Below are 14,048 nucleotides of genomic sequence, written 5' to 3'. Positions count from 1 at the left end.
GGGACAGGTGTCAGTCGTCGCCGACGAAGAGGTTGAGCAGCCAGCTCACCACGCCGACGATGATCGCCCCCCAGAAGGCGGCCCAGAAGCCGTCCACCCGGAAGGGCAGGTCGAGCGCCTCGGCGACCTGGCTGGTGAGCAGGAACAGCAGGGCGTTGACCACCAGCGCGAACAGGCCCAGCGTCAGCACGTAGAACAGGCAGCCGAGCGTCTTGATGATCGGCTTCAGCACGCCGTTGACGATGCCGAAGATCACCGCCACCGCCAGCAGGGTCCCCACCCGCTCGGCGGTGTTCCCGGCCGCGAGGTGGATGTTCTCGACGAGCGCGGTCGCCACCCAGAGCGCGACCGCCGAGATGACCACCCTGATCAGCAACGTCATGCGCAACCAGCCCCCCGGCCCGGATCCGGGGCCCGGCCTCCGGGCCCGTCAGCCGGTCAACGACTCGTGGGCGCGCGAGCGTTCCCGACCGTTCAGAGGGTGAACTCGCGGTCCTCGAACGGGCCGATGACCGTGAGCGTGCCGGCCTGGGTGAGCACCTCGTCGGCGATCGCAGCGACGTCGTCCAGGGTGACGGCCTCGATCTGGGCCAGCACCTGGTCGACCGACAGCAGCGACTCGTACACCAGCTCGCTCTTGCCGATGCGGCTCATCCGCGACCCGGTGTCCTCCAGCCCGAGCACCATCGAGCCGCGCAGCTGGCCCTTGCCCCGCTCCAGTTCCTCGGCGGTCAGGCTGCCCGCCGCGGCCTTGGCGACCTCGTCCCGGCAGATCTCCAGTACCTCGTCGACCCGGCTCGGCTGGCAGCCCGCGTAGACGCCGAAGGAGCCGGTGTCGGCGTACTGCGAGGTGTAGCTGTAGACGGAGTACGCCAGCCCGCGCTTCTCCCGGATCTCCTGGAACAGCCGCGACGACATGCCGCCGCCGAGCGCCGCGTTGAGCACGCCCAGCGCGAACCGGCGCTCGTCGGTCCGGGAGATCCCGACGCCGCCGAGCACCAGGTGGGCCTGTTCGGTGTCGCGGGGAACGACCCGCACGCCCGGCATGCCGGGATCGCCCTCGCCGCCCAGCCGGGGCGGGGCGGGGGTGCCGTCGCCGCTGAGGACGTCCGCGAAGGCCTCGCCGACCAGGCCGACCACCCGGTCGTGGTCGATGTTGCCGGCCACGGCGACCACCAGGTTCGGCGGCAGGTAGCGCTCCCGGTAGTAGCGGGCGACGCCGTCACGGGTCAGCGCGTTGATGGACTCGACGGTGCCCAGGATCGGGCGGCCCAGCGGCCGGTCGCCGTACAGCGCCAGCGCGAACTCGTCGTGCACCAGGTCGCCGGGGTCGTCGTCACGCATGGCGATCTCTTCGAGGACGACGCCGCGCTCGGCGTCGACGTCCTCGGCCTCGATCACCGATGCGGTCACCATGTCGGAGACCACGTCGACGGCGAGCGGCAGATCGGAGTCGAGCACCCGCGCGTAGTAGCAGGTGTACTCCTTGGCGGTGAAGGCGTTCAGGTCACCGCCCACCGTGTCCATCGCCGAGGAGATCTCCAGCGCCGATCGCCGCCGGGTGCCCTTGAACAGCAGGTGTTCGAGGTAGTGGGTGGCCCCGGCGTCCTGGGGGGCCTCGTCCCGCGAGCCGATGCCCGCCCAGATCCCGAAGGCCGCCGAGCGGACGTTCGGCATGGTCTCGGTGACGATGCGCAGCCCGCCGGGGAGCACGGTGCGCCGGACGGTGCCGGCGCCGTCCGTGCCGGGGTGGATCGTGTGGGTGGTGCCGGGCCCCTGGGCCCGAGCCGACAGCGTCACGTCAGCGCTCACTTTCTCATCTCACCTGGGGACGACCGGCGAGGTTACCAGGGCCCCGCCGGTCATCCGCCGTTCATGGTGACGGGTCAGGAGTTCCGCTGGCCCCCGTCGCGGCCACCCTCGCCACGGCTGCGGGTGCGGCGGCGGCGCGGTTCGCCCCGGTCGCCGTCGCCCGCGGCCGCGGGGGCTGCGTCGCCGCCGCCCTCGGCCTTCTCCGTGGCCTCACGCTCGATCACCTCGACCGGCACCAGCGAGAGCTTGCCGCGCTGGTCGATCTCGGTGACCTCGACCTGGACCTTGTCGCCGACCTTGATGAAGTCCTCAACGTTCTCGATCCGGACGCCGCCGTGCAGCTTGCGGATCTGCGAGACGTGCAGCAGACCGTCCTTGCCGGGCAGCAGCGACACGAACGCACCGAACGTGGTGGTCTTCACGACCGTGCCGAGGTAACGCTCGCCGATCTCCGGCATGTGCGGGTTGGCGATCGCGTTGATCGCCTGGCGGGCGGCCTCCGCGGACGGGCCGTCGGTGGCGCCGACGTAGATCGTGCCGTCGTCCTCGATGGTGATCTCGGCGCCGGTGTCGTCCTGGATCGAGTTGATCATCTTGCCCTTGGGGCCGATGACCTCGCCGATCTTGTCGACCGGGACCTTGATGGTGATGATCCGCGGCGCGTTCGGGCTCATCTCGGCGGGTGCCTCGATGGCCTCCTGCATCACGTCGAGGATCGCCAGCCGGGCGCCCTTGGCCTGCCGCAGCGCCGCCGCCAGCACCGTGGCCGGGATGCCGTCGAGCTTGGTGTCGAGCTGCAACGCCGTGATCAGGTCACGGGTGCCGGCGACCTTGAAGTCCATGTCGCCGAAAGCGTCCTCGGCGCCGAGGATGTCGGTCAGCGTGACGTACTCGCCGCCCTCGTGGATCAGGCCCATCGCGATGCCGGCGACCATCTGCTTCAGCGGGACGCCCGCGTCCAGCAGCGACATGGTCGAGGCGCAGACCGAGCCCATCGAGGTCGAGCCGTTGGAGCCCAGCGCCTCGGAGACCTGCCGGATGGCGTAGGGGAACTCCTCGCGGGTGGGCAGCACCGGGAGCAGCGCCCGCTCGGCCAGCGCGCCGTGGCCGATCTCGCGCCGCTTGGGCGAACCGACCCGGCCCGTCTCACCGGTGGAGTACGGCGGGAAGTTGTAGTTGTGCATGTAGCGCTTGGTGCGCTCCGGGTTGAGCGTGTCGATCATCTGCTCCATGCGGAGCATGTTCAGCGTGGTCACACCCATGATCTGGGTCTCGCCGCGCTCGAACAGCGCCGACCCGTGCACCCGCGGGACCACGTGCGCCTCGGCGGACAGCTCGCGGATGTCCCGGGGGCCGCGACCGTCGATCCGGATGCCGTCACGGATCACCCGCTCGCGGATCAGCTTCTTGGTGGCTGCGCGGAACGCCGCCGAGACCTCCTTCTCGCGGCCCTCGAAGTCGGTGGCGAGCTTCTCAGCGACCGACGCCTTGAGCTCGTCCAGCCGGGCCTCGCGCTCCTGCTTGCCGGCGATGGTCAGCGCCTGCGCCAGGTCGTCGGTGACCGCGGCGGCCACCGCCTCGTACACGTCGTCCTGGTAGTCGAGGAAGACCGGGTACTCGGCGACCTCCTTGGCGGCCACCGCCGCCAGCTCGCGCTGCGCGTCGCACAGCGCCTTGATGAAAGGCTTGGCCGCCTCCAGGCCCTCCGCGATCGTCTCCTCGGTGGGCGCCGTCGCGCCCTCGGTGACCAGGCGGAGCGTGTCACGGGTGGACTCGGCCTCCACCATCATGATCGCCACATCGCCGTCCGGGAGCGTCCGGCCGGCCACCACCATGTCGAAGGTCGCCCGCTCCAGCTCCGGGTGCGTCGGGAAACCGACCCACTGGCCCTCGATCAGCGCCACCCGGACGCCGCCGATCGGGCCCGAGAACGGCAGGCCCGCGAGCTGCGTGGACATCGACGCCGCGTTGATCGCGACGACGTCGTAGAGGTGGTCGGGGTGCAACGCCATGATCGTCTCGACGACCTGGATCTCGTTGCGCAGGCCCTTCGTGAACGAGGGGCGCAGCGGCCGGTCGATCAGCCGGCAGGTGAGGATCGCGTCCTCGGAAGGACGGCCCTCACGGCGGAAGAACGAGCCCGGGATGCGCCCGGCGGCGTACATCCGCTCCTCGACGTCCACCGTCAGCGGGAAGAAGTCGAGGTTGTCCTTCGGCTTCTTCGACGCCGTGGTGGCGGACAGCACCATCGTCTCGTCGTCGAGGTAGGCAACGGCCGAGCCGGCCGCCTGGCGGGCCAGCCGGCCCGTCTCGAAACGGATCGTGCGGGTGCCGAACGGGCCGTTGTCGATGACGGCCTCTGTGCTGTGCGCACCATCGATGCGTACGGCTTCCACGGGAAACCTCCCTGGTTTCGTGTTTCCCGCGCCCGTACCCGTGGTTTTCTCGCGTGGTGCCGGCCATCGATCGAAGCACCCGGCTCACCGTGTCAGAACGATTCCGGAGCCCCGTCGGAGCCCTGTCGGAGTTCTGCGGGGGCGACCCGAGGGCCACTACCGAGGACCGGCGGCGCGCCACGTCTGCGGCCGCGGGCGGTCATATCCGGTTATGGGAGGGGGAGCGGCTCCAGCGAGTCGCTCCCCCACAGTGCTAGCGCCGCAGGCCGAGACGCTCGATCAGCTGCCGGTAGCGGCTGATGTCCTTGTCCTGCAGGTACTTCAGCAGCCGACGACGACGGCCGACCAGCAGCAGGAGGCCGCGGCGGCTGTGGTGGTCGTGCTTGTGGGTCTTCAGGTGCTCCGTCAGATCGTTAATCCGGCGGGTCAACAGCGCAACCTGGACTTCCGGGGATCCGGTGTCACCCTCACTGGTCGCGTATTCAGCGATGATCTTGTTCTTAGTAGCGGTGTCGAGCGACACGAGGCTCCTTCTGAGGTTCGTCACCCGCAGATCCCGGCGATAGGCACAGGTCCGCCTGGTGCGTTGGAAATCGGCCCACCATCTGAGGGTGCAGTGAGCCAGGGCCGGGCCCTATCCCGGCGATTCTTCACCGTATCACGTGTTTGCTTGGCGCTCGTTCCTCGCGCTTGTCGCGGCGCCTTCGGCGCGCCGTCTTCCCTCGTCGCGGTGAAGATCGCTCGTTCCTCACGATCTTCACCGCTCCTCAGTCCAGACGGCGCGGGCGCCGCTCCCGGACCGCCTCGCTTCGCATCGGCACCCATCTCGTCCGCTCGCTTTGACGGTGGGGTGGGGAAGGGGTGGCCGGGGCCGGCTCTGGGCACGCCGGAGGCGTTCGGCCGTGGGAGGCGGTGCCTTGGGGCCGAGGGGTGGGGGGTGGAGCAGAGGTCAGGGGGCCAGGGGGTCAGGGGTGGTGAGTTCGCGGGTGCGGGCGATGTCGCGGTGCATTTCCTCGATGAGGGCCTCGACGGAGTTGAACTTGAGGGTGTCGCGGATGCGGGCCGTGAAGTCGACCGCCATGTGCTCGCCGTAGAGGTCGAGGTCGTCGCGGTCGAGGGCGTGGGCCTCGACGGTGCGCTCCGTGCCCTCGAAGGTGGGGTTGGTGCCGATGGAGATCGCTGCCGGGCGGCGGAAGCCGGGGTAGCGGTCGGAGTCGCAGAGCAGCCAGCCTGCGTAGACGCCGTCGGCGGGGATCGCCATGTGCGGCTGGGTCTCCAGGTTCGCGGTCGGAAAGCCCAGGGCCCGGCCGCGCTGGTGGCCGCGGACCACCACACCCTCGACCCGGTGCGGGCGGCCCAGTGCCGCGGCGGCGGACTCGACGTCGCCCTCGTCCAGCCGTGATCGCACGTACGTCGAGGAGATCGTGCCGCCGTTGGCGACCAGCGGGGCGCCCTCGGCGGTGAAGTCGTACTTCTCGCCGAGTTCCTTCAGCAGCGCCACGTCGCCCCGGGCGCGGTGGCCGAAGCGGAAGTCCTCCCCCACGATCACGTGCGACGCGTGCAGCCGGTCGACCAGGACCGACTGGACGAACTCGTCGGGACCCATCCGGGACAGCTCCAGGGTGAACGGCAGCACGATGACCGCGTCGGTGCCCAGTTCCTCCAGCAGTTCGACCCGGCGCCGGGTCGAGGCCAGCAGCGGTGGGTGGGTGCCGGGGCGGACGACCTCGTCCGGATGGGGGTCGAAAGTGATCACCACCGAGCGCAGACCGCGTTCCCGGGCCAGTTCGGCGGCCCGCCCCACGATCCGCTGGTGGCCGCGGTGCACGCCGTCGAACACACCGATGGTGACCACCGACCTGCCCCAGTCGGAGGGGACCTCGTCGAGGCCGTGCCAGCGCCGCACCTGTGCTCCTGTCGTCGATCTCCCCTGGCGGCGGTGTACCAATTCGCCATCACCAGCCTGCCATGCGGACGGCCGCCCGACGATGCAGGGGCGGTATGAGCACTCTACCGACCGGTGGAAATCACCCGGCCCGGTGGATCACCAGCGAAACCGCGACGTACTGCGCCACGTAGGCGGCGAGGGTCAGCGCGTGGAACACCTCGTGGAAGCCGAACGACGCCGGCCACGGATTGGGCCGGCGCAACCCGTACACCACCCCGCCGGCGCTGTAGAGAACGCCGCCCACCGCCACCAGCAGGCACGCGGCCAGGCCGGCGCCGCCCAGGAACTGCGGCATGAACAGCACCGCCACCCAGCCCAGCGCGATGTAGAGGGAGACGTACAGCCAGCGGGGCGCACCGATCCACACGGTCCGGAACACCACCCCCGCCAGCGCGCCCGCCCAGATCCCCGACAGCACCACCACCCGCAGCGCCCCGTCCAGTACCAGCAGCACGAACGGCGTGTAGGTGCCCGCGATGATCAGGTAGATGTTCGCGTGGTCGAAGCGGCGCAGCAGTTCGACGGCCCGCGACGACGGGCCGCCCCGGTGGTAGGTCCCGGAGATCCCGAACAGCAGCGCCGAGGTCAGCACGTAGATCGCGGCGCCCAGCCGGGCCGTCAGGGTGGGCCCCAGCGCCACCAGGACCAGGCCGGCCACCAGGACGACCGGGAACGCGCCCAGGTGCAGCCAGCCGCGCATCCGGGGACGGGTGGGCGGAGCGACGACGGGACGGTTCAGCAGCGGACCGGTCCGGGGGGCCATCACACACCTCCTGGCGGATCAACCTACGATTCCGTAGGTTACGCAACCGTAGGGAGATCCGGGCACCCAGGTCCCGTGATCCGCCTCACTCGTTCCGTGCCGTTCAGGCGAAGACCGCGAGCGGGCGGGCCACCTGGCCGCGTTCCTCGACCAGGGCCAGCAGGGCGCCGTCCGGCGCGAAGACGCCGATCGGCCCCGGGCCCAGCCCCGCGGCGGGCAGCCGGCCACCGTGCGCCACCGTACGGGCCTCCTCGGCGGAGACCTCCCGGCGGGGAAAGGCCGCCGCAACGGCCTCGGCGATGGGCAGCACCGTGCACTCCTCGGCCAGTTGCTCCAGGGTGCGCGCCCGGCCCAGGTCGTAGGGCCCGACCCGGGTCCGGCGCAGGCTCGTCAGATGCCCGCCGACCCCGAGCCCGGCACCCAGGTCACGGGCCAGCGCCCGGATGTACGTCCCGGACGAACAGGTGATCGAAGCATCGACGTCGACGAACCCGCCGGAGCGGCGGATCTGCGTGACCGTGAAGTCGTGGACCGTCACCGGCCGGGCCGCCAGTTCGACGCCCTCGCCCTGGCGCACCTTCTTGTACGCCCGCTCGCCGTTCACCTTGATGGCGCTGACCTGGGGTGGAACCTGCTGGATCGCACCGGTCAGCCGCGTCACGCCGGCGAACAGCGCCGCGTCGGTCACATCGTCGGCCGGGGTCGTCGCGGTGACCTCGCCCTCGGCGTCGTCGGTGTTGGTCGACTGGCCGAGCCGGAGGGTGGCGACGTAGACCTTCTCGGTCAGCGCCAGGTGCCCGAGCAGCCGGGTCGCCTTCTCCACCCCGACGACCAGCACCCCGGTGGCCATCGGGTCGAGGGTCCCGGCGTGCCCGACCCGCCGGGTCCCGGCCAGCCGGCGCATCCGGGCCACCACGTCGTGCGAGGTCCACCCGGCGGGCTTGTCGACGATGACCAGCCCGGAGCTCACCTGCCGTCGTCCTCGGCTTCGTCCTGGTCGTCGACCCGGTAGGGGTTGGGGTCGCCGGCGGGCTTGGCGCCCTCGGCGGCCTTGGCCACCTGCTCGTCCTGGGCCCGTGCCCTGGCCAGCAGGTCGTCGATGTGCTGGGCGTTGTCCATCACCTGGTCCAGCACGAACGTCAGGGACGGGGTGTGCCGGATCCCGGTCTGTCGGCCCACCTCCGAGCGGATGACGCCCTTGGCGCTCTCCAGCGCCGCCGCCGAGTCGGCCTTCTCACCGTCGGAGCCGTACACCGTGTAGTAGACCGTGGCGTCGCGCAGGTCGTTGGTGATGCGGGCGTCCGTCACCGTGACGAAGCCGAGCCGGGGGTCCTTGATCCGGCGCTCCAGCGCCTCGGCCACGATCTGCTGGATGCGGTCGGCGAGCTTGCGTGCCCGGGCTGCGTCCATGGTCGGCTCCTTACGTCTCTTTGACCCTCAATCATCGTCGCCGAACAGCCGCTGCCGGGCCGACAGCAGTTCGAGTTCCGGCCGGCCCGCGACCAGGTTCTCGCACTGGTCGAGCACCTGGGTGCAGTTGGCCGCCGATCCCGACACCACCGCGATCCCGATCTCGGCCCGGCGGTGCAGGTCCTGGTCGCCGGTCTCGGCGACGGCCACCCCGGGGAACCTGCGCTGGATCTCGGCGATGACGGGGCGCACCACCGAACGCTTCTGCTTCAACGACCGTACGTCGCCCAACAACACGTCGAGCGTCAACGCACCTACGAACAACTGAGCGATCACCTCGGTGGTCACGATGGCGAACCCGGGTGCAGGCCCGTGGCCCCGAAGCGCGCGCTTCGGGGCCACGGGGACTGTCAGTCTCGGGGCTTCTCCCGCATCTCGAACGTCTCGATGACGTCGCCGAGCTTGAGGTCGTTGTAGCCGACCCCGATACCGCACTCGAAGCCCTCGCGGACCTCGGTGGCGTCGTCCTTGAACCGGCGCAGCGACGACACGGTGAGGTTGTCGGCCACCACCACGCCGTCCCGGACCAGCCGCGCCTTGCTGTTGCGGTTGATCGTGCCGGACAGGACCATCGAGCCCGAGATGTTGCCGATCCGCGGCACCTTGAAGATCTCGCGGACCTCCGCGGTACCGAGCTGGACCTCCTCGAACTCGGGCTTCAGCATGCCCTTGAGGGCCGCCTCGACCTCCTCGATCGCCTGGTAGATGACCGAGTAGTAGCGGATGTCGACGCCTTCGCGGTCGGCCAGCACCTGCGCGTTGCGCTCGGGCCGGACGTTGAAGCCGATGATGACCGCTCCCTCGGACGCCAGCGACAGGTTGACGTCGTCCTGAGTGATCGCACCGACCCCGCGGCGGATGACCCGCAGGTTGACCTCGTCGCCCACGTCGATCTTGAGCAGCGAGTCCTCCAGGGCCTCCACCGAACCGGAGACGTCGCCCTTGATGATGAGCAGCAGTTCCTGGCGCTCGCCCCGCTTGAGGTCGTCGAACAGCTCCTCGAGCGTGTGCTTGGGCCGGCTCTTGAGCAGTTCGGCGTTGCGCTTGCGCGCCGTCCGCTTGTCGGCGATCTGCCGGGCCACCCGGTCGTCCTCGACGACCAGGAAGGTGTCGCCCGCGCCGGGCACGGCCGTCAGGCCGAGCACCTGCACCGGGCGCGACGGCTCGGCCCGCTCGACGGGGTTGTAGTTCTCGTCGAGCAGCGCCCGGACGCGGCCGTGGGCCACGCCGCAGACGATCGAGTCGCCCACGTTGAGCGTGCCCCGCTGCACCAGCACGGTCGCCACCGAACCCCGGCCCTTGTCGAGGTGCGCCTCGATGGCGACACCCTGCGCGGGCATGTCGGGGTTGGCCTTGAGGTCGAGCTCGGCGTCGGCGGTCAGCACGATCGACTCGAGCAGCGAGTCGATGTTCAGGCCCTGCTTCGCCGACACGTCGACGAACAGGGTCTGCCCGCCGAACTCCTCGGCGACCAGGCCGTACTCGGTGAGCTGGGCGCGCACCCGCTGCGGGTCGGCGCCCTCCTTGTCGATCTTGTTGACCGCCACCACGATCGGCACACCGGCCGCCGTGGCGTGGTCGATGGCCTCGGTGGTCTGCGGCTTCACACCGTCGTCGGCGGCGACCACCAGCACCACCAGGTCGGTGGTGTCGGCGCCACGGGCCCGCATGGCGGTGAACGCCTCGTGACCCGGGGTGTCGATGAAGGTGATCTTGCGTTCCTGGCCGTCGACCTCGGTCTGGACCTGGTACGCGCCGATGTGCTGGGTGATGCCGCCGGCCTCGCCGGCCACCACGTTGGCGTTGCGGATCGCGTCGAGCAGCCGCGTCTTACCGTGGTCGACGTGACCCATGACGGTCACGACCGGCGGGCGGACCTGGAGGTGGTCCTCGCCGCCCTCGTCCTCGCCGTACTCGATGTCGAACGACTCGAGCAGTTCGCGGTCCTCGTCCTCGGGGCTGACCACGTGGACGTCGAAGTCGAGCTCCTCGCCGAGGATCTTGAGAGTGTCCTCGCTGACCGACTGGGTCGCGGTGACCATCTCGCCGAGGTGCATCATGATCTGCACCAGCGCCGCCGGGTTCGCCCCGATCTTCTCCGCGAAGTCGGTCAGGGACGCGCCCTGCGGAAGCCGGATGGCCTTGCCGTTACCGCGTGGGGCCTGGACGCCGCCAATGGCGGGCGCCTGCATGTTGTCGAACTCTTGACGCCGCTGCTTCTTCGACTTGCGGCCCCGGGCGGGACGCCCGCCGGGCCGGCCGAACGCACCCGCGGTGCCGCCGCGACCGCGACCGCCACCACCGGGACGGGGACCGCCGAAGCCGCCGCCGCCACCGGGACGACCGCCGCCGCCACCGCCGCCACCGGCACCGGTGCGCGGGCCGCCGAAGCCGCCGCCACCGCCGGGACGACCGCCGCCGCCCGGACGGCCACCGCCGCCGGGACGACCGCCGCCGCCACCGCCGGGACCACCGCGGCCACCGCCGGGACCACCCGGACGGCCACCGCCGCCACCGCCACCGGACGGCCGCGAGGACGGCATGTTCATCGGGCTCGGCCGCGGGCCGCCCGGCCGGGGCGGCATGGAGCCGGGGCTGGGCCGGGGACCGCCGGCCCCCGGAGCACCCGGCCGGCCGCCGGCCGCCGGCCGCGGACCACCGGGCCGGTCGGCGCTGGGCCGGTCACCGCCGGGGCGGTCGCCCCGCGCCGGGCCGGGCCGCGGACCGGGCTTGGGCGGAGCGCCCATGCCGGTGTTGGTCGAGCTGAACGGGTTGTTACCGGGCCGCGGGCCGCTCGGCCGACCGCGGTCGCCGCCCTGCCGGGGACCGGGCCGCGGGCCGGGCTTGGGCGCACGCGGGCCGGGCTTGGGCGCGGACGGGCCGCCCTGCGGACCACCGGCCTGCGGACCACCGGCCTGCGGGCCACCGGCCTGCGGGCCACCGGCCTGCGCGGCAGGCGCGACGGGCGCCGCCGGGGCGGGCCGCTCCGTGGTGCCGGGCACCGGAGGCACGGGCGTGCTCGGCGCGGGCGGCACGGGACCGGGACTCGGCCGCGGGCCGGGCCGGGCCCCCGCGGGGCCGGGCTTGGGCACGGGACCGGGCCGGGGCCCGGGCTTGGGCGCCGCCGGACCCGGCTTGGGCGCGCCGGAACGCGCGCTCTCGGGCACCGGTGGACGCGGCGCCGCCGGCCGCGGGCCCTGCGGGCGCCGCGGCTTGGACTTGTTGTCTCCGCCCTTGCCGGACGGGTTGGAGAAAGCTTCTGTGAGCTTGCGAACGACCGGCGCCTCAATCGTGGAGGATGCCGACCGGACGAACTCGCCCATTTCCTGGAGCTTGGCCATGACGACCTTGCTCTCTACACCGAACTCCTTGGCGAGTTCGTAAACCCGGACCTTCGCCACTGCACTCCCTAACTCGGTCCGGGGGGCGGCCTCCGGACCGTCGCTAACCTGCCGTACTCATCGCGGCGTGCTCATCGAGCGCTCATAGCAATCTCGACCTGCTTCCGACTAGACGTCGCTTAACCTTTGCCATTGCCATCCTGCCGCGCGGGGTGCGCGGGCCCTGCCCCGAGGTGCTCTCGCAGCACATCGGTACCGAGCGGCCTCGCCAGGCGAAACGCCCGGGAGAACGCCCGACGACGCTCTGCGAGCTCGAGACATCCCAGGTCGGGGTGCAACGAAGCACCCCGTCCCGGCAGCCGCCCGCGAGGGTCGGGGACGATGTCGCCCTCGACCACCACCAGGCGCAGCAGGTCGGACTTGACCGTGCGAACCCGGCAGCCCACGCAAGTACGCAGTGGGACCGCCCGGCCACGTGACACGAGTCTACCGCGCCGAGGCGTCGGCGGGACCGGCCGTACTGGCCGATCCCGGATCTTCCGCCCGTTCCGTGTCTGGACGGATATCAATTCGCCAACCGGTCAACCGCGCGGCAAGCCGGGCATTCTGCCCTTCCTTCCCGATCGCCAGCGAAAGCTGATAATCAGGCACAATCACCCGGGCCACCCGGGCTTCGGCGTCGACCACCTCAACGCTGTTGACCCGGGCGGGCGACAGCGCGTTGCCCACGAAGGACGCGGGCTCGTCGGACCAGTCGACGATGTCGATCTTCTCGCCGTGCAACTCGGTCATCACGTTGCGGACACGGCTGCCGAGCGGGCCGATGCAGGCCCCCTTGGCGTTCACGCCCGGCTTGCGGGAACGAACGGCGATCTTCGTCCGGTGCCCGGCCTCCCGGGCGATGGCCGCGATCTCCACCGTGCCGTCGGCGATCTCCGGAACCTCCAGCGCGAACAGCTTGCGCACCAGGTTGGGATGCGTCCGGGACAGCGTGATCGAGGGACCGCGATGCCCCTTGCGGACCTGCACCACGTAGGCGCGCAGCCGCTCGCCGTGGTCGTAGGACTCGCCGGGCACCTGTTCCTGCGGCGGCAGGACGGCCTCGATCTTGCCGAGGTCGACCAACACGTTCCGCGGGTCCTTGCCCTGCTGAATAATGCCCGAGACGATGTCACCCTCGCGGCCGGCGTACTCGCCGAAGTTGAGCTCGTCCTCGGCGTCGCGCAGCCGCTGCAGGATGACCTGCTTGGCCGTGGTCGCCGCAATACGTCCGAAACCACCGGGCGTGTCGTCGTATTCCCGGAGGACATTGCCCTCCTCGTCGAGCTCCGCCGCCCACACCGTGACGTGGCCGGTGCTCCGGTCGAGCTGCACCCGGGCCCGTGCCGCCGCGCCCTCGGTGCGGTGGTAGGCGATCAGCAAGGCGTCTTCGATGGCCTTGACGACCAGGTCGAGCGAGATGTCCTTCTCGCTCTCCAGGCTGCGCAGAGCGGTCATATCAATGTCCACGAGGCTCCCCCTCTAATCCTCGTCCGCGGCGGCGGGCTGATCTGAGGCCTCGTCGAGCCTGCGGAACTCCACCTGCACGCGGCCCCGGCCCAGTTCCTCGAAGCCCAGCCGACGTGTCGTGGTCTGACCATTCCCGCGGCGTCCGGCGGCGATCGCGAACAGGACCCCGCCGTCGTCGACGGAGGTCACCCTGCCCTCGATCTCACCGCCCGCGGTGAGCGCCGTGCGGACCAGGCGGCCGGTGGCGCGCCGCCAGTGGCGCGGCTCGGTCAGCGGGCGGTCGACGCCCGGCGAGGTCACCTCCAGCACGTACGGCGCGGATCCCATGACGTCACCGTCGTCGAGCAGCCGCGCCAGCTCCTGGCTGACCGTCGCGATGTCGTCGAGACCGATCCCGCCGTCGACGTCGATGACCACCCTGACCAGCCGGCGGCGGCCCGCCGGGCGCACGTCGATCTCCTCCAGGTCGAAGCCCTGGGCGGCGACGGCGGGCTCGAACAGTTCGGACAGCGCGTTCGCCGTCTCAGCGGGCGTGCGCGCGGACCGCTCATGCCGCCGGTCGGCGCCCTTCGGCCCTGTTCGGCCCTGGGGGGCTGCGTCATGATCCCGCTGAGCGCGACCACGGCGGGGCGCGTGGCTCATGGGACCTCCTCTGGGCCGGGCCGCGTTCTTCACGGCGATCGAACTCTTCAAGCCTATCGACAGCCGGATGCCGCGACGGCCGTTCGGGCGCAGGCACCGTGCGTTCCGGGGCCCGGGCCCGACGCGGGCACGTCCTCGACCGCCTGTGGGATGCTGGGGCCCGGTCG

General features: G+C 71.3%; 13 protein-coding genes. All 13 read right to left on the bottom strand.

Features of this window, described 5'->3' with window-relative positions; genetic code table 11:
* Positions 1–10 precede the first annotated feature (10 nt).
* The 13 genes from DPM19_RS26955 to rimP all read right to left on the bottom strand — a co-directional run bounded on the left by DPM19_RS26955 (position 11) and on the right by rimP (position 13,881).
* Positions 11–382, bottom strand: a complete 372-nt coding sequence (locus DPM19_RS26955; RefSeq protein ID WP_111870856.1) for a phage holin family protein — start codon at positions 380–382, stop codon at positions 11–13.
* Positions 383–474: 92 nt separating this feature from the next.
* A complete protein-coding gene (locus DPM19_RS26950; protein WP_111870855.1) occupies positions 475–1,800 on the bottom strand; it encodes a M16 family metallopeptidase in 1,326 nt (441 codons plus the stop codon).
* A gap of 86 nt (positions 1,801–1,886) precedes the next feature.
* A complete protein-coding gene (locus DPM19_RS26945) occupies positions 1,887–4,193 on the bottom strand; it encodes a polyribonucleotide nucleotidyltransferase (protein ID WP_111870988.1) in 2,307 nt (768 codons plus the stop codon).
* A gap of 268 nt (positions 4,194–4,461) precedes the next feature.
* Positions 4,462–4,731, bottom strand: coding sequence for a 30S ribosomal protein S15 (gene rpsO, locus DPM19_RS26940; protein WP_111870854.1), 270 nt, complete (start codon positions 4,729–4,731; stop codon positions 4,462–4,464).
* Positions 4,732–5,157: 426 nt separating this feature from the next.
* Positions 5,158–6,114, bottom strand: a complete 957-nt coding sequence (locus tag DPM19_RS26935; RefSeq protein ID WP_111870853.1) for a bifunctional riboflavin kinase/FAD synthetase — start codon at positions 6,112–6,114, stop codon at positions 5,158–5,160.
* A gap of 121 nt (positions 6,115–6,235) precedes the next feature.
* Positions 6,236–6,919, bottom strand: coding sequence for a PAQR family membrane homeostasis protein TrhA (trhA, locus tag DPM19_RS26930; protein WP_111870852.1), 684 nt, complete (start codon positions 6,917–6,919; stop codon positions 6,236–6,238).
* Positions 6,920–7,022: 103 nt separating this feature from the next.
* On the bottom strand, positions 7,023–7,889 hold the full coding sequence (gene truB, locus DPM19_RS26925; RefSeq protein WP_111870851.1) for a tRNA pseudouridine(55) synthase TruB: 867 nt from the start codon (positions 7,887–7,889) through the stop codon (positions 7,023–7,025).
* A complete protein-coding gene (gene rbfA, locus DPM19_RS26920; protein WP_111870850.1) occupies positions 7,886–8,329 on the bottom strand; it encodes a 30S ribosome-binding factor RbfA in 444 nt (147 codons plus the stop codon). The genes truB and rbfA overlap by 4 nt, the downstream gene beginning before the upstream one ends.
* Before the next feature lie 27 nt (positions 8,330–8,356).
* Positions 8,357–8,653: a DUF503 domain-containing protein gene (locus DPM19_RS26915; protein WP_199485314.1), complete on the bottom strand. Its 297-nt coding sequence runs from the start codon at positions 8,651–8,653 to the stop codon at positions 8,357–8,359.
* A gap of 86 nt (positions 8,654–8,739) precedes the next feature.
* The gene (infB, locus tag DPM19_RS26910; RefSeq protein ID WP_111870849.1) at positions 8,740–11,790 is read right to left on the bottom strand and encodes a translation initiation factor IF-2; all 3,051 of its coding nucleotides are present in this window, start codon (positions 11,788–11,790) and stop codon (positions 8,740–8,742) included.
* A gap of 119 nt (positions 11,791–11,909) precedes the next feature.
* Positions 11,910–12,176, bottom strand: a complete 267-nt coding sequence (locus tag DPM19_RS26905; RefSeq protein ID WP_111870848.1) for a YlxR family protein — start codon at positions 12,174–12,176, stop codon at positions 11,910–11,912.
* A 40-nt stretch (positions 12,177–12,216) separates the two neighbouring features.
* Complete coding sequence (gene nusA / locus DPM19_RS26900; protein ID WP_199485304.1) at positions 12,217–13,227, bottom strand: transcription termination factor NusA; 1,011 nt, start codon at positions 13,225–13,227, stop codon at positions 12,217–12,219.
* 24 nt (positions 13,228–13,251) lie between these two features.
* Positions 13,252–13,881, bottom strand: coding sequence for a ribosome maturation factor RimP (gene rimP / locus DPM19_RS26895; protein ID WP_111870846.1), 630 nt, complete (start codon positions 13,879–13,881; stop codon positions 13,252–13,254).
* Between the last annotated feature and the right edge of the window lie 167 nt (positions 13,882–14,048).

Source organism: Actinomadura craniellae, from assembly GCF_003289645.1.
Classification (GTDB): Bacteria; Actinomycetota; Actinomycetes; order Streptosporangiales; family Streptosporangiaceae; genus Actinomadura_D; species Actinomadura_D craniellae.
Note: the sequence above shows the minus strand (reverse complement) of the source record. Positions and strands in the feature narration are given on the sequence as shown.